The sequence below is a fragment of the Ruegeria sp. AF1 genome, from assembly GCF_056542125.1.
In genome coordinates this window covers 102,405-118,734 of the sequence record NZ_JBQFZG010000010.1, presented here as the reverse complement: position 1 = coordinate 118,734, position 16,330 = coordinate 102,405, and the positions used below count along the sequence as shown (strand labels likewise).

At 60.1% G+C, this 16,330-nt stretch carries 13 protein-coding genes; 8 read left to right on the top strand and 5 right to left on the bottom strand.

Annotated features, from left to right (window positions below):
- The first annotated feature begins 60 nt into the window (after positions 1-60).
- Entirely contained in the window at positions 61-525 is a 465-nt protein-coding gene (locus ACR0BK_RS14320) for a DUF1203 domain-containing protein (protein WP_480519548.1), read from the top strand.
- On the opposite strand, the gene ACR0BK_RS14315 is transcribed toward ACR0BK_RS14320, so the two are convergent.
- Entirely contained in the window at positions 522-1,514 is a 993-nt protein-coding gene (locus ACR0BK_RS14315) for an ABC transporter ATP-binding protein (protein ID WP_480555160.1), read from the bottom strand. The genes ACR0BK_RS14320 and ACR0BK_RS14315 overlap by 4 nt on opposite strands.
- Positions 1,515-1,601: 87 nt before the next feature.
- Here ACR0BK_RS14315 and ACR0BK_RS14310 point away from each other — a divergent pair, with 87 nt between their 5' ends.
- Together ACR0BK_RS14310 and polA are read left to right on the top strand one after the other, a co-directional pair.
- Positions 1,602-1,781 carry a zinc-finger domain-containing protein gene (locus ACR0BK_RS14310; RefSeq protein WP_267364399.1) on the top strand — a complete coding sequence of 60 codons (180 nt, stop codon included), beginning with the start codon at positions 1,602-1,604 and terminating at the stop codon, positions 1,779-1,781.
- A gap of 126 nt (positions 1,782-1,907) precedes the next feature.
- Positions 1,908-4,709: a DNA polymerase I gene (gene polA / locus ACR0BK_RS14305; protein WP_480555146.1), complete on the top strand. Its 2,802-nt coding sequence runs from the start codon at positions 1,908-1,910 to the stop codon at positions 4,707-4,709.
- Positions 4,710-4,752: 43 nt separating this feature from the next.
- On the opposite strand, the gene ACR0BK_RS14300 is transcribed toward polA, so the two are convergent.
- Together ACR0BK_RS14300 and ACR0BK_RS14295 are read right to left on the bottom strand one after the other, a co-directional pair.
- On the bottom strand, positions 4,753-4,983 hold the full coding sequence (locus ACR0BK_RS14300) for a DUF2798 domain-containing protein (RefSeq protein WP_480474477.1): 231 nt from the start codon (positions 4,981-4,983) through the stop codon (positions 4,753-4,755).
- Positions 4,984-5,045: 62 nt separating this feature from the next.
- Positions 5,046-5,801 carry a hydroxypyruvate isomerase family protein gene (locus ACR0BK_RS14295; RefSeq protein WP_480555144.1) on the bottom strand — a complete coding sequence of 252 codons (756 nt, stop codon included), beginning with the start codon at positions 5,799-5,801 and terminating at the stop codon, positions 5,046-5,048.
- Between the two features lie 268 nt (positions 5,802-6,069).
- Here ACR0BK_RS14295 and ACR0BK_RS14290 point away from each other — a divergent pair, with 268 nt between their 5' ends.
- Positions 6,070-6,924, top strand: a complete 855-nt coding sequence (locus tag ACR0BK_RS14290; RefSeq protein ID WP_480519554.1) for a DMT family transporter — start codon at positions 6,070-6,072, stop codon at positions 6,922-6,924.
- On the opposite strand, the gene ACR0BK_RS14285 is transcribed toward ACR0BK_RS14290, so the two are convergent.
- A complete protein-coding gene (locus ACR0BK_RS14285; protein ID WP_480555142.1) occupies positions 6,907-7,482 on the bottom strand; it encodes a DUF1285 domain-containing protein in 576 nt (191 codons plus the stop codon). The two genes, ACR0BK_RS14290 and ACR0BK_RS14285, sit on opposite strands and share 18 nt — an antisense overlap.
- A 64-nt stretch (positions 7,483-7,546) precedes the next feature.
- On the opposite strand from ACR0BK_RS14285, the gene ACR0BK_RS14280 reads away from it, so the two are divergent.
- The 4 genes from ACR0BK_RS14280 to ACR0BK_RS14265 are packed head-to-tail and all read left to right on the top strand — an operon-like array spanning position 7,547 to position 14,224.
- Positions 7,547-8,554, top strand: a complete 1,008-nt coding sequence (locus ACR0BK_RS14280; protein WP_480519558.1) for an AAA family ATPase — start codon at positions 7,547-7,549, stop codon at positions 8,552-8,554.
- The gene (locus ACR0BK_RS14275) at positions 8,551-9,426 is read left to right on the top strand and encodes a DUF58 domain-containing protein (protein ID WP_480519560.1); all 876 of its coding nucleotides are present in this window, start codon (positions 8,551-8,553) and stop codon (positions 9,424-9,426) included. Before ACR0BK_RS14280 ends, ACR0BK_RS14275 begins: the two co-directional genes overlap by 4 nt.
- Positions 9,423-12,185 (top strand): DUF4159 domain-containing protein, encoded by a 2,763-nt coding sequence (locus ACR0BK_RS14270; protein ID WP_480519562.1) that lies wholly within the window; start codon positions 9,423-9,425, stop codon positions 12,183-12,185. Before ACR0BK_RS14275 ends, ACR0BK_RS14270 begins: the two co-directional genes overlap by 4 nt.
- On the top strand, positions 12,182-14,224 hold the full coding sequence (locus tag ACR0BK_RS14265) for a hypothetical protein (RefSeq protein WP_480555140.1): 2,043 nt from the start codon (positions 12,182-12,184) through the stop codon (positions 14,222-14,224). The genes ACR0BK_RS14270 and ACR0BK_RS14265 overlap by 4 nt, the downstream gene beginning before the upstream one ends.
- Before the next feature lie 20 nt (positions 14,225-14,244).
- On the opposite strand, the gene pbpC is transcribed toward ACR0BK_RS14265, so the two are convergent.
- Positions 14,245-16,302, bottom strand: coding sequence for a penicillin-binding protein 1C (gene pbpC, locus ACR0BK_RS14260; RefSeq protein ID WP_480555138.1), 2,058 nt, complete (start codon positions 16,300-16,302; stop codon positions 14,245-14,247).
- Between the last annotated feature and the right edge of the window lie 28 nt (positions 16,303-16,330).

Below are 16,330 nucleotides of genomic sequence, written 5' to 3'. Positions count from 1 at the left end.
AGGAAACGGGTCGATTGGGTCCGGTCACACGGGCATGGTCAGCAAAAAAGGAGATCCGAGATGTTCAAAATCACCGCTTTGCCCACAAACGATGTACGCGCTCTTCAGGCGGGTGGCCCGGATGCATATGGTTCAACGCCGGAGCGCGCTGTGTCGACGGGTACAGGTAACCCGTGCCGCCACTGCCTGCGACATATTCCAGAGGGCGATGAGATGCTGATATTGGCGCATCGGCCCTTTTCAGAGACACATCCCTATGCGGAAACCGGCCCGATCTTTCTGTGTGCAACACCGTGTGAACGGTACGAGGAAGACGCGCTGCCCGAAATTCTGACCAACTCGCCCGACTATCTGATCAAGGGCTACGGTGCGGATGACAGGATCGTCTATGGCACCGGGGCGGTCACGCCGACGGACCAGATCGGCGCAAAAGTCAGGGAAATCTTTTCCCGATCCGACGTCGCCTATATTCACGTGCGGTCTGCGCGGAATAACTGCTATCAGGCGCGAATAGACCGCGCCTAAAGCTTGACCCGGTGGATGCCCCGGCGTGGCTGATCCTGATCATCCGCCGGATGATCCTCGGTACGGGACGAGGTCAGGGCAAGGAATACATCCTCAAGATCGGCCTCTTCGGTGCGGACGTCGCGGATGCGGATATTCGCGGCGCGCACCGATTCCAGAACCTGCTCGGCGCTGGTCTGGATGTTGCGGTATTGCAGGACAAGGCTGCCATCATCGCGGAGAGCTGCCTCGACGCCTTCCGACGCAGGCAGATCAATGATCGGGCTGTCGGGCACAATCACCATAGTGCGGCTATCCATGCGGCCCAAAAGGTTGGCGGTGCTGTCCTGCGCGACCTTTTCACCGTGGTTGATAATGGCGATCTCGTCGCACATCTCCTGCGCTTCTTCCAGGTAGTGAGTGGTCAGGATGATGGTCATGCCCTGTTCGTTCAGCTTGCGAACATTGGCCCAGAGCATCTGGCGCAGTTCGATATCCACACCTGCTGTCGGCTCATCAAGCACAAGGATTTTCGGGTGATGCACCAGTGCCTTGGCCAACAGTAACCGCCGCCGCATTCCACCCGAGAGAGTGCGGGCATAGGCCTCGGCCTTGTCGCTGAGACCGACCAGTTCCAGAATCCGATCACTGCGCCGTTCGGATTTCGGAACACCATAGAGACCTGCCTGAACCTCAAGCGCGCCGCGCGGGGTGAAAAACGGGTCGAGGTTCAGCTCTTGCGGCATCACACCAATGGCCGATCGTGACTGGCGTGGATTCTGATCCTGATCAAAGCCCCAGATCGCTACGCGGCCTGCCGATTTCACCACCAGACCAGCCAGGATGTTGATCAGGGTCGATTTTCCGGCACCGTTCGGACCCAGCAGACCAAAAACCGAGCCGCGCGGGACGGTCAGGTCAATGCCATTCAGCGCATGTTTCTCGGGCTGACCCTTGCCACCGCGATAGGTTTTGCGCAGCCCTTCGATCCTGATTGCCGCGTCATACATGTTGCACTTGCCCCCGGTTTGATCATCGCTCATAAACGCACCTAATACATGCCCGCGAGGCCGACAACCGAAGAAGGATCGCCAGCCGTGACCATCGAAGCGCCGGAAACCAAGATCGTCGAAACCGCCCGTGTTGCCTGTGATGGCGGCGAAGGTGCGTTAGGTCATCCGCGCGTGTGGCTGCAGATCCCCGAAGACGCGGGCTGGGTCGAGTGCCCCTATTGCGACTGCAAATATGTTCTGGCCGGGCATCAGACTGACGCCTGAGCCCGTGTTGCCCTGTGCGGGCATTGAGTATTTATGAAAAGATGAAGATTGCGGCCGCGGTGCGGGTGGCTCTATCGTTGCGCCCGTGGCATTAGTGTTTTCGCAAGTGATCAGAGAGGGCGCGAAATGACCACGAATTTCGGAAAAGGGTGTCACCTGCATCTGATCGATGGATCGGCCTTTATTTTCCGGGCCTATCATGCGCTGCCGCCACTGACCCGCAAGTCGGATGGGTTGCCAATTGGGGCTGTTTCGGGCTTTTGCAACATGCTGCAGAAATATGTCGAGGGAAACACCGGGGCAGATGCGCCGACCCATGTGGCGGTGATCTTTGATAAGGGTTCCCATACTTTCCGGAACGATCTTTATGACCTCTACAAGGCCAACCGCGAGGCGATGCCCGAGGATTTGCGCCCACAGATGCCGCTGACCCGCGAGGCGACAAAAGCGTTCAACATCGCCTGCAAGGAGATGGAGGGCTATGAGGCTGACGACATCATTGCGACCCTCGCTGTTCAGGCACGGGATGCCGGTGGCCGTGTGACCATCGTGAGTTCCGACAAGGACTTGATGCAGTTGGTCGGTGACGGCGTCGAAATGCTGGATGCGATGAAGAACAAACGCATTGACCGGGATGGCGTGGTCGAGAAGTTCGGGGTCGGACCGGAACGTGTGGTCGATGTTCAGGCGTTGGCCGGTGACAGCGTTGACAATGTTCCGGGGGCGCCGGGGATCGGGGTCAAGACGGCGGCTTTGCTGATCAACGAATTCGGCGACCTGGAGACCCTGCTGGACCGGGCAGATGAGATCAAGCAGCCCAAACGCCGCCAGACCCTGATCGAAATGCGAGACCAGATCGAGCTTTCGAAGAAACTGGTTCAACTGGACGAGAATACTCCGCTGGATTTCACCTTGGATGACCTTGAGGTGAGGGACCCCGATGCAGACACGCTGTTGGCGTTTCTGGCCGAGATGGAGTTCCGCACCCTCACCAAGCGTATCGCTGACAAGCTGGGGGTTGAGGCTCCGGTGATTGCCGACGCCCCTGCGCCAGCGGTGGAAGAGGTCGAGGCCGAGGTGATCCCGTTTGACAGTTCGAAATACGAATGCGTGCGTGATGCAGCGGCCCTGCAAAAGTGGATTGACCAGGCCTATGAGCGTGGTTGGGTTGCTGTAGACACAGAGACCACGGGCCTGAACGAGATGATTGCCGGTCTGGTGGGTATTTCGCTGTGCGTCGAGGCCGGAGAAGCCTGTTACATCCCGTTGACCCACCGCGATGGATCAGCGGATGATCTGTTTGGGTCGGATGCTTTGGCCGAGGGGCAGATGCCATTGGAAGAAGCCCTGAGGCTTTTGAAACCGATGCTTGAGGATCCGTCGGTCCTCAAGATCGGGCAGAACATGAAGTATGATGCCAAGATCTTCAGGCGGCATGGCATCGACGTGGCACCCCTCGACGATACGATGCTGATGTCCTACGCCATGCATGGCGGTGAGCATGGGCATGGGATGGACACTCTGTCCGAACGTTATCTGAGCCACACACCGATCCCGATCAAACCGCTGCTGGGGTCGGGGAAGTCGGCAATCACCTTCGACAAGGTCGCGATTGACGAGGCCACGGCCTATGCCGCCGAAGATGCGGACATCACCCTGCGTTTGTGGCAGCTGTTCAAACCGCAATTGCATCGGGCGCAGGTGACAACGGTCTATGAGACGCTGGAACGGCCGCTTGTGCCGGTGCTGGCCGAGATGGAGATGCATGGCATCAAGGTCGACCGAGATGTCCTGAGCCGGATGTCCAACGCATTTGCCCAGAAAATGGCCGGGTTAGAGGATGAAATTCACGAGTTGGCCGGGGGAAGATTTAATGTCGGATCACCCGCTCAGCTGGGCGAAATCCTGTTCGACAAGATGGGTCTGGAAGGCGGGAAGAAAGGCAAGACCGGGAAATACTCGACCGGGGCAGATATTCTGGAAGACCTCGCAACCGAACACGAGTTGCCGCGCCGTGTTCTGGACTGGCGGCAGCTGAGCAAGCTGAAATCGACCTATACCGACGCGCTACAGACCCATATCAACCCCGACACAGGCCGGGTGCATACGTCTTATTCGATCACCGGAGCGAACACGGGGCGTCTGGCCTCGACCGATCCGAACCTGCAAAACATTCCGGTGCGGACAGAAGAAGGGCGGCGTATTCGTGAGGCATTCATCGCCGAGCCGGGCAATGTGATGGTCAGCCTCGACTACAGCCAGATCGAGTTGCGGATTCTGGCCCATATCGCTGATATTTCGGCTCTGAAACAGGCGTTTTCGGACGGGCTGGATATTCACGCCATGACTGCGTCCGAAATGTTTGATGTGCCGTTGGGTGAGATGACGCCTGATATCCGCCGTCAGGCAAAGGCAATCAACTTCGGTGTGATCTACGGCATTTCGGGTTTTGGACTGGCCCGGAACCTGCGTATTCCACGGGCCGAGGCGCAGGGCTTTATTGATCGTTATTTCGAACGTTTCCCAGGCATTCGCCGCTATATGGACGACACAGTCGAATTCGCGAAAGAGCACGGCTATGTGCAAACCCTGTTCGGGCGCAAGATCCACACGCCCGAGATCAATGCCAAGGGGCCACATGCCGGGTTCTCGCGCCGCGCGGCGATCAATGCACCAATTCAAGGTACTGCGGCGGATGTGATCCGGCGCGCGATGGTGCGAATGCCGGACGCGATCGCCGGATTGCCTGCCAGGATGCTGTTGCAGGTTCACGACGAGTTATTGTTCGAGGTGGCCGAAGATGCGGTGGATCAGGTGATCGACGTGGCCCGTGACGTGATGGAGGGCGCCTCGGATCCTGCGGTCAAGCTGGATGTGAAGCTGGTCGTGGATGCCGGGAAGGGGGCGAACTGGGCCGAGGCGCACTAGCGGCGTTGTTCATCAGGTCTCGGCGGGCTGTGCATGCATCGGGTCAGCCCTGCGGCCTTACCATGCGGTTCACCATTCGTTGCACAGAAGGGCCAAACAGCAGGATTACGGTGAAGGCGATGGGCCAGCAAAAAGCCCAGGACGCCATCCAGTCGCCAACTGTTCCAGGGTTAAACCCAATCGCTTTGACCGTCGCGATCCCTGTTACAATCAAGGACATGAGGCCGGACATGATCAGGCTGAAAACGGCACGGGCATAGCGGGCTGGTATCATGGCAGGCATCCTAATGGTCACAATGCCGCTGATGTGCGGTATTTGAATGAAAATTACCAGTGTCAGTCCCGCATCCAGTCAAGTGTGTCGCAGGTGCGTTGTGTTGTGGGTGTGTATTCCGCGCTGACCCAGCCGCTATAACCTACCGCGTCCATGGTCGAGAACAAGGCCTTGAAATCCGTTGGTCCACGACCCGGTTCCGTGCGATCCGGGGTTGCGCCAACTTGGGCATGGACCACCTGCGGATGAAAGCGGTCCCAGACAGCCAGCGCGTCGCCATGAATCATATGAGCGTGAAAGCTGTCAAATTGCAGGCCGACATTCGGGCGATCCACCTGGTTGAGCACATCTGCTGCCAGATCGTAATCGTTCAAAAAATAACCGGGCTGTGAAACCGGGTTGAGCGGTTCGATGGTGAATTTTTGCTGGGGGGCGAAATCGGCGGCCCATTGCAGGTTTTGCACAAAACAATTCAATGCATCCGTTCCGGTGGCGTATCCGGACATGACGTGGATCAGGCCGGGGCGCAGCACCCCGGCATATCGCAGGACACGGCGGATATCCGACTGGAACCGCGATTGACCGTCGGGGATCGCGGCGTAACCCGGCGCACCGCCGGTGTAGTTGGGCGGTGGCGCGTTGATCAGCACAAGCTCCAACCCGCTGGCAAGCAAGGCGCGGCGGGTTTCCGTCGCGGCGATGTCGTAGGGAAACAAAACCTCGACCGCGGTGAACCCGGCATCTGCCGCCGCCTGAAACCGCTCCAGGTAAGGCATTTCGGTAAACAGAAGCGAAAGGTTGGCGGCAAATCTGGGCATAGGCGGTCAGCGGTTGTGGTTATCCGACCATAACCAAGAGATGATTTTCGGGGAAGGGATCGAAAACGACAGATTGTCGAAAATCGACCAGATCGCCTGCACCGAATCAGCAAGGGTCCGCTCAGCGCGGCGCGTCATTACGGGCGCCGCCTTAACAAAAGGTTCGAATCCAATGGCGATGAGCCCGGAACCCGTACGCGGGGCAACTACCGCTCTGCCCGGCGGTCAAAACTCTGCGTTGTCAGGGAATGGGTTGGCGGTTGCCTCCATGATTACCTGGGCAGCGGGTTTCCCGGCGGCCGAAGTTCTGCTGCAAACCTGGCCCCCTGTTGCATTGCTGACCGCGCGTCTGGTACTGGCGGTTGCCGTTCTGATTCCGGTCTGGATTCTGCTGGACGGTCCAAGCAGAGTGTTACGCGCCAGATGGGGTCGGGCGATGGTTGTCGGCGGCTTTGGTTTTGGCTTTGCCATGTTTTTGCTGATCGTCGCGCAGAAAATGACGGATCCGGTGACGGTCGCGATCATTGCATCCTGTGCGCCCTTGCTTGCAACAGTACTGGAACTGATGGCAGGAACCCGACGGCTGAAGTGGACCTTTGCGTTGGGTGTTCTGGTGTCGGTTCTGGGTGGATTGATTGCAACCAGCACCGCCGCGCCCGAACAGCTGGGGCTGGGTGCGGTTCTGGCGATCCTTGCAACGGGCCTGTTTTGTTGGGGTAGCATGGCCACCGCGCGCGACTTCCCGGAGCTTAGTCAGATCGGGCGCTGCACGATTACCTTCGTCGGTGGGTTGCTCATGGCCGCGGTGCTGAGTTTTGGGGCGGCCCAGCTGGGCATGGATGTGCTGCCAACCGCCGCCATTGATGGACAGCAATGGGGGATGCTTGGGATCTATGCCTTGATATCACTGGGGCTCAGCCAGGTGTTGTTCATCTCGGCTGTGGGAAAGCTGGGCGTGGCGCTGGCTTCGTTTCACATCAATATTGCCCCGTTTTACGTGATGCTGATCATGCTGATGCTGGGGGAGGACTGGAACTGGACCCGTGCGCTGGGCGCGGGCGTGGTCGCTTTGGCCGTCGTGCTGGCACAGGACCGCGCACCGCGGTCAACCAAAATCGGCTGAAGGGATCAGCGGGAAGAACTGCCCGCCTGACCAGACACCAAACCAGCCCTCAAGGTGGCTACCAATCTCGGCAAGGCGATAGAAGCTTTTGCGATCTATGCGCGCTTCGAGGTTCGTGCGGATCAGTATGTAGGGTGACGGTTCTTCTGTCTCAGGATCGATAACAATCCGGATCGGATGCGCGGGCCCTGCAACAGCGACGTCGTCCAATTGAGTGCGAAAGGTCAGGTTCTGCGTCAGACCTTCGCCGGTTTGCTCGAAATCCACGGCGATAAACGGCGCGTCTTCGACAGTGATTCCCACCTTTTCAACCGGCGTGACCAGATAGTATTTCCCGTCTTCTTTCTTAAGAATTGAGGAAAAAAGCTTCACAAGCTCGAACCGATTGATGGGCGAGCCTAAATAACTCCATGTACCATCTTTTGCGACACGGATGTCCAGATCGCCACAATCCGGGGGATTCCACAGGTGAACGGGCGGTAAACCCCGGGTTTTGGCGGCTTTTACCGATGCGGCTAATCCGTCGGGCGAGGGTTTCACAGGTTTTTGTCCGCTCATTGCTTTTGCCATTTCCTCTCAGCGCGATACACTTCAATCATATTCGTCCACGGAAGGGAAAGTCATGAACGAACCTGCCGACCTCGTAGCCGAGATCGAAGCGCTGGAAAACAAGCTGCAAGAGGCCAAGGCCTCGATCACCCGCCGCTTCATCGGGCAGGAAAGGGTCGTGGACCTGACTCTGGCTGCGCTTTTGTGCGGTGGTCACGCGCTTCTGATCGGTCTGCCGGGCTTGGGTAAGACACGGTTGGTCGAGACACTGTCGACCGTGATGGGCCTGCATGGCAATCGCATTCAGTTTACGCCCGACCTGATGCCCGCTGACATTCTCGGGTCCGAGGTGTTGGATACGGCCGACGATGGAAGCCGCCATTTCCGTTTCATTCCCGGCCCGATCTTCTGTCAGCTGCTGATGGCGGACGAGATCAACCGGGCAAGCCCGCGAACGCAATCCGCGCTGCTGCAAGCGATGCAGGAGCGTACGGTGACAGTAGCCGGTGAGGACCGTTCCCTTGGTGTGCCATTCCATGTTCTGGCCACGCAAAACCCGATCGAACAGGAAGGCACCTATCCCCTGCCCGAAGCGCAGCTGGACCGGTTTCTGGTGCAGATCGATGTAGAATACCCCGACCGCCAGACCGAACGGGATATTCTGCTGGCCACGACCGGTGTTGAAGAAGACAAAGCGTACCAGATTTTCAGCAAGGAAGAACTGCTGGCTGCGCAGGTCCTGTTGCGTCGGATGCCGGTCGGGGACTCGGTTGTGGAGCTGATCCTTGATCTGGTGCGGGCCTTCCGCCCGGAAGAAGCTGGCGTATCCGAACGGGTTGCCGAAACCGTCGCGTGGGGTCCTGGTCCACGCGCTGCGCAGGCGCTGATGATGACGGTTCGGGCACGTGCGATGTTGCAGGGGCGTCTGGCACCCAATGCCGAGGATGTGCTGGATATGGCGCGCCCGGTGCTTAGCCACCGGATGGCTCTCAACTTTGCGGCACGGGCACGCGGTGACAGTCTGGCTGACCTGATCGACTCGACCGCTGTCGGGTTGATCCGGACCGAGGCGGCGGCGTGAATGCCGCGCTGACCCTTCGCGAAAGATCCGAGGCCGAGGCATCGCGGCTGCCGCCCCTTTTGGCGCGGGCCGAACATCTGGCTGGCACCGTTCTGCTGGGAGACCATGGTCGGCGGCGCTCTGGCATGGGGGATGATTTTTGGCAATACCGCCCTGCGCAGATCGGGGACAGCCGCCGGATGATCGACCACCGTCGTTCGGCGCGTGGAGATCAGCAATATGTGCGGGAACGCGAATGGCAGATCGCGCAATCGGTAATGCTTTGGGTCGATCAGGGGGCGTCGATGCGGTTTGCGTCCGACATATCGTTGCCGACCAAGGCGGATCGCGCCCGGCTATTGGGACTTGCAACGTCCATCTTGCTGGTCCGCGGCGGTGAACGTGTGGGCCTGACAGGGACGACCTTGCCACCCCGGCGTGGCAATGCACAGATCATCCGGCTGGCGCAAGCCTGGTCCGAGGATGATCAATCGGATTACGCGCCACCCGAACATCGCGCCATGATCCCGCATGCCCGTGCCGTGTTCATTTCAGATTTTCTTGGTCCAATGGATGAAGCTGAACTGGCCCTGACCAAAGCTGCCGACCGTGGTGTTCGCGGCGTGATCCTTCAGGTGCTTGATCCGGGAGAAGAGACATTTCCCTATCGTGGACGTACGATTTTCGAAAGCGTCGGTGGGTCCGTCCGACACGAAACGCTCAAGGCGGCAGAGCTGCGGGACCGCTATCTGCAACGCCTCGCCCACCGTAAGGATGCGCTGACGCAACTTTGCCGGGCGACTGGCTGGCAAATGGGCCTGCATCACACGGGCGATAGCGCACAAGCGGCACTGTTGTGGATATACCGTGCGCTGGACGGGGGAACGCGATGACGGTTCTGGCAGGCATCGGCTTTACCGCTCCATGGGTGCTGCTGGGTCTTCTGACCCTGCCGATCCTGTGGCTGATCCTGCGCGCGGTGCCGCCCGCGCCGATCCGCCGGATGTTCCCGGCGGTGACGCTGCTGCTGGGCCTGAAGGATGACGAAAGCGTTTCGGACCGCACGCCGTGGTGGCTCTTGCTGCTGCGGATGCTGGCAGCTGCGGCGGTGATCATAGGTCTGGCCGGTCCGGTTCTGAACCCGTCGCGGGATGAGATCGGGTCCGGGCCGCTGCTGATGGTGCTGGACGCCAGTTGGGCAGGCGCGACCCGATGGTCGGCCACGCTGGATCAGATCGATGCGCAACTGACCGAGGCCGGTCGCGCAGGGCGCACGGTGGCTATCCTGCGCCTGACCGAACCGGAAACACCCGTTTTTCAGGGGGCCGAGGCTTGGCGGGGACATTTGCCGGGACTGATGCCCAACCCATGGCAGCCGACCGAACCTCAGATCGCACAGGCCATTGCGGCGTTAAATTCGATTGATGGGGGGTTTGACACCCATTGGTTCAGTGACCGGCTGGATTATGTGGATCATGCGGCGCTGGTCTCCAGCTTGCAGGCTCGTGGCGATGTCGTGGTGTATCAGGCGGCGTCCCGGCCCATGGCGATCCTGCCAGCGGCTTATCAGGATGGGCTGATCAAAGTGACAGTGCAGCGCGCAGGCCCCGGCCCCGAGGAACGTGTGACAGTATTGGCACAAGGGCGCGACCCGGCGGGAACCGCCCGAGTGCTGCATTCTGTGGAACTGACCCTTGAAGCCGGGGATTCATCGGCGCAGGTCGATCTGGCGCTGCCATCCGAACTCCGCGCCCGGATCACGCGGTTCGAAATCCAGGGCCAAAGGTCCGCCGGGACCGTGACCTTGACCGATGACAGCCTGCGTCGCCGTGAGGTCGCGCTGATTGCCGGGAGTTTGAACCGCGAAGGTCTGGAGCTGCTGTCACCCCTGCATTATCTGACTCAGGTCCTGAGCCCCACGGCGGATTTCGTCGATGGCGGTCTGACTGAGGTTCTGCCCGCCAATCCGGATGTCATTGTTCTGTCAGATGTGGCCCAGATGTCGGAACCTGAAAAGGCGGACCTGATTGAATGGGTCGAACAGGGCGGTTTGCTGCTGCGCTTTGCCGGCCCGCGTATGGCGGCCAGCGATCTTGGGCGTGACACCGAAGACACCCTGCTGCCTGCGCGGCTGCGCAGCGGTGGGCGATCTGTCGGCGGCGCGATGAGCTGGGGTGAGGCCAAGACCCTGGCACCATTCCCCGAAACCTCGCCTTTCTATGGATTGGACATCCCTGATGACGTGGTCGTTTCCACTCAGGTCATGGCGCAACCAGACCCTAACTTGGCGGATCGTGTGATTGCCTCGCTGTCTGACGGCACGCCTTTGGTGACACGTAAGGCGCTGGGATTGGGGCAGGTGGTGTTGTTCCATGTGACCGCCGATGCAGAATGGTCCAGCCTGCCACTGTCGGGCCTGTTCGTTGAAATGCTGGATCGGCTGGCCGTGGCCTCGGCCGCAAAGTCACGGCAAGAGGCTCAGTTACTGGGAACAACATGGGAGCCGGTACAGATCATGGACGGGTTTGGCACATTGTCAGATGCCGGAACCCTGGCCGGTGTCGACGGGGTTGAGCTGATATCGGGCCAGATCGGGCCGGAACTGCGCCCGGGTCTTTATGAAAGTGGCAAGCAGAAGCTGGCGTTGAACGTCGTCTCGGAAGAAACTCAGCTGCGTCCTGTTGTCTGGCCCGCAAATGTGCCGATCAAAGGGCAGGAGGTCAGCACGGAAATGCCGCTCGGCGGTCTGTTGCTCAGCCTTGCGCTGATTTTGCTGACGATCGATGTTATTGCATCGCTTGCTTTGTCGGGCAGGTTGGGTCTGGCCCGGACGACGGCCTTGGCGCTGGCCGGTTTCCTTCTGGTACCCGAAGGTCACGCACAAACGCCTGAGGACACCGAGTTTGCATTGGCTGCGACCCACGAACTGGTATTGGCGCATGTCCTGACTGGCGATGCGCAAGTAGATGATATTGCGCAAGCCGGGTTGCGGGGGCTTGGTCAAACCCTCCTCTATCGCACATCGGTTGAACCGGCAGACCCCATCGGCGTTGATCTGGAACGGGATGAACTGGCGTTCTTTCCGTTGCTTTATTGGCCGATCTCAGCGAACCAGTCGCAACCTTCGGCCGAGGCCTATGTCAAGCTGAACGCCTATCTGCGGTCCGGAGGGATGATCCTGTTTGACACGCGTGACGCGGATATCGCGGGTTTCGGTGCCTCCAGCCCAAATGGCCGCAAACTGCAACAACTGGCCGGACCGCTGAATATACCCTCATTAGAGCCGATTCCGCGCGATCATGTTCTGACACGCACGTTCTACCTGCTACAGGATTTTCCGGGCCGATATTCAGGCACCGAGGTTTGGGTCGAAGCCGCGCCGCTGGATGCAGAACAGATCGACGGGATGCCCTTCCGCAATCTGAACGACAATGTGACGCCGGTGGTCATTGGCGGCAATGACTGGGCCGGTGCCTGGGCGGTGGATCGCAACGGGCAGGCCCTGTTGCCCGTCGGGCGCGGTTATGCCGGGGAAAGGCAACGCGAGTTGGCCAATCGTTTTGGTGTCAATCTGGTGATGCATGTGCTGACGGGGAACTACAAATCCGATCAGGTTCACGTGCCCGCCCTTCTGGACAGGTTGGGACAATGACAGGAACCGTCATCTTTGATCCGCTGATCCCGTGGGCGATACTGCTTGTCGTGGGTATGATTGCCGTGGCCGGGGTCGCGCTGGCCTTGTGGCGCGGATTGTCGGGATGGGCCTTGCGTGGGTTGGCGGTGCTGGTGATCATCGCTGCGCTGTCCGGCCCGGTCTACCAGATTGAGGATCGTGCACCGCTGACAGATATCGTTCTGATGTTCGAGGATGAAAGCGCCAGCCAGACGCTTTCAGACCGGGTGGTACAAACGGCAATGGCCGCAGAAGATCTGGCCGCCGAGATCGAGGCACGCGACAATACAGAACTGCGACGCATCCGGGTCGGCGATGGTGAAGGCGATGAGGGCACGCAGATCATGGCAGCCCTGAACGAAGCCCTGGCGGAAGAGCCGCGCGCGCGCATCGCCGGTATCCTCGTGGTGTCCGACGGGATTGTGCATGATGTCGATCAGGCTCCCGATTTGCCCGCACCGATGCACCTGCTGCAAACCGGGCGGGAAAGCGACTGGGATCGCAGGCTTATTGTCCGAAACGCCCCTGCTTTCGCCATCATTGGTGAATCGGTGACGTTGACCCTACGCGTGGAAGACAGCGGAGCAGCCCCTGCGGGTGCAACGTCTGCGCCGTTGGAAATTTCGGTGGATGGGGGCGAGCCCGAGCAGTTCAGCATTCCAATCGGTCGCGATGTCGAACTGCCCGTCACTTTGCCCCATGGTGGGCGCAACGTGATCCAGTTTTCTGTCCCTCAGGCTGAAGGCGAGTTGACTGATCGCAACAACACGGCCCTGATCCAGATGAACGGCGTAAGGGACCGCCTGCGTGTGCTGTTGGTCTCGGGCGAGCCGCATCCGGGTGGTCGCACGTGGCGTAACTTGTTGAAATCTGACAGTTCTGTTGATCTGGTGCATTTCACTATCCTGCGCCCGCCTGAAAAGCAGGACGGTGTGCCGGTGGACGAGCTGTCGCTGATCGCCTTTCCGACTCGCGAGTTGTTTCTGGAAAAGATCAACGATTTCGACCTGATCATCTTTGACCGCTACAAGAGGCGCGGGATTCTGCCTGCGATCTATCTGGACAATGTCACAAGCTACATCAACGAAGGCGGCGCGGTCCTGGTTGCCGCCGGTCCCGATTTCGCCGGTGCCGACAGCATCTTCCGCTCTCCCTTGGCGCCAGTTCTGCCGGCTCAGCCAACCGCGCGGGTGATCGAGGAACGATATGTGCCGATGGTCAGTGATCTGGGGCATCGTCACCCGGTCACGACCAATCTTGGAGAGTCCGAGGATTGGGGGGCGTGGTTGCGTCAGATCGACGTGAAACACCGCTCGGGCGACGTGCTGATGACCGGGGTCGAGGATCGTCCGCTGCTTGTCCTGAACCGTGTTGGCGAAGGGCGCGTTGCGATGCTTGCGTCCGACCACGCCTGGCTTTGGAGTCGCGGTTTCGAAGGAGGTGGCCCGCAGCTGGAGCTGTTGCGCAGGCTGGCCCATTGGATGATGAAAGAACCGGAACTGGAAGAAGAAGCGTTGTGGGCCGAGGCCAACGGTCAGTCCATGCGCATCATTCGTCAGACGCTTGGGACAGAGGTCGGCCCTGTAACAGTCACCTTGCCGAATGGCGAGACGTTGGAGATTACTTTGAAAGAGGTTTCTCCGGGTCGGTTTGAAGCGCAGTATTACGGCCCTGAGATCGGCCTTTATCGCTTGCAGGAAGGTGACCACATGGCTGTGATCGGCCTTGGCCCTGCTGCACCGAAAGAGTTCGAGCGTACCATCGCGACAGGTGATGTCCTCGAACCGGTGCTGGCCGGGTTGCGGGGCGGTGTGATCCGATTGGAAGATGGGCTGCCATCGATCCGCAACGTGCGCGCCGGACGCCCCGCCGCCGGTCGGGGCTGGATCGGTCTGACCCCACGCAACGCGTATGAAACGCGGGATGTCACGCAGGCCGGGTTGCTGCCACCCTGGCTTGTCTTGCTGCTGGCTGGGGGGTTCCTGCTAGGCGGTTGGCTGCGGGAAGGGCGGCGTTAACGCTGGCCCGTTGCTGTTTTTTAACGGGAACCGGGCGCGCTCTGGTCGATCCGGAACGAGGCCCGGTCGGATTGGCCCTGTGCATCCACCACAACAAGTGAGGTAAACCCGGGTCCGGGATTGGGAATTTCGAATTCTCGCTGCCGTTGCCCGGTCAATACAGGCACGCCGTTAGTCAGAACGGAAAACGGCCCGACACCACCGCGTAGTTTCACTGTCAGAGGGCTACCGAAAGTCTCTAACAGAGCGTTTTCCGGTGGAAACAACAGATCAGGTGCGGTTTGGTCCGTTTCGAAAGCCGCCGCGCGGGGCCGGAAACGTTGCAACGGTTGCGGCAATTGTGCTGCGCCAACCAACAGTGTTGATGGCGGTGGTGGGCGCAGGGGTGTGAGTTCAGGCTTTAGCAGGCCAAAAGCCTCGGTCAGAAGCGGCGCGGCAACGTCCCCTCCGAATGCGCCGGGAACAGGCGTGCCATCCGCGCGTCCCAACCAGACCCCGATGACATGCTGCCCGTCAAAGCCAATGGCCCAGGCATCGCGGTGCCCATAAGAGGTTCCCGTTTTGAAGGCCAGCGCCCCTGAAGTGCTGCCCGTGGGTGCTGTGATCCCGGACAAGATATCCGCAATCTGCCATGCTGAGTTTTCGGACAAAACACGAGAGGTGAGCCGTGCATCAGCCAGGGTGTCATGGCGCAGGATCGGGCCTTGCCCACCAGCGGCCAGCGTCACGTAGATCTGCACAAGATCATGCAGGCTCAGCCCGACGCCACCCAAGGATATTGCCAATCCGGGTGTACCACTGCTCAGGCGCGGTTCTGATCCTGCTGTCCGCAGTGCCGCCATTACGCGCGCGGGGCCCAGCTCGTGCGTCAGGCGTACGACAGGGATATTCAGTGACAATTGCAGCGCGTCCCGAACCCTTACATCGCCCCGGAAAACGCCATCGAAGTTTCGCGGGGCGTAGCGCCCGAACATCACCGGGCTGTCGCTGATCAGGGTTTCCGGATGGGCCAGCCCCTGATCGAATGCCAGCCCGTAAACCAGAGGTTTCAGCGTCGATCCGGGCGACCGCACGGCTTGCGTCATATCCACGAAACCTTGTCGCGCATCCCGATACCCGGCAGACCCGACCGAGGCCAAAATCTTGCCGTCGCGATGATCTGCTACGATCAGGGCTCCGGACACGCGCGGCCCTATGCGTGCCGCGGCCCGAGCGACCAAAGTTTCCAACCGGGCTTGCACCCCTGCATCCAGGGTCAGATCAAATACACCGTTTGCAAGGGTTTGGCCTTTCACGCGGTCGGTCAGATGGGGTGCAAGGCGCGGAAACGGGATCATTCGATCAGGAATGGTTTCCGTCAGGGCTGCGTGCATCTCAGCCTTGGTCAATACGCCGTGGCGCTCCAACCTGTGCAAAATCCGATCTCGGGCAATTTGGGCTGCCTTGGGTCTGCGATCCGGGCGCCGCGCCTCCGGGGATTGCGGCAAAGCGACCAGCAGGGCCGCCTGTGCGGCGGTCAACCGGGTTGCTTCTTTGCCGAACCAGGCACGGGCACTGGCACGGATACCTTCCAGATTGCCGCCATAGGGAGCATGGGTCAGGTAGAGGTTCAGGATCTGTGTCTTGCTCAGCTGCCGCTCCAATGCCAATGCGACCCTAATCTGGCGAAATTTGCCACTCCAGCGTCCGGTCGATCCATCTTCGATCAGCCGCGCGACCTGCATGGTCAGGGTTGAACCGCCTGAAACCGCGCGCCCATTCCAAAGGCTTTGCCCGGTTGCGCGCAGCAATGCGACAGGGTCCACGCCCGCGTGGGTCCAGAAACGCTTGTCTTCGTACCGGACCAGCATGGCGGTGAAATTGGGATCGACCGCACCGGGTTGCAGCCTCCAGATGCCATCTGCAACCGGAAACACGCGCAGGAGGTCACCGTTACGATCCCGTATCTCGACCGAAGTTTCAGTCAGAACAGGCGGCAGCACTGTGGCGTCGACCCAGCGGTCAACGCCATCCCGCGCCAATGCCGCCAGATAGAGAGCGCCGGCCAACGCAAATAACAGGCGCGGCACCCTAGGCATGAGCGCCGCCCAAACAAGGATATGAACG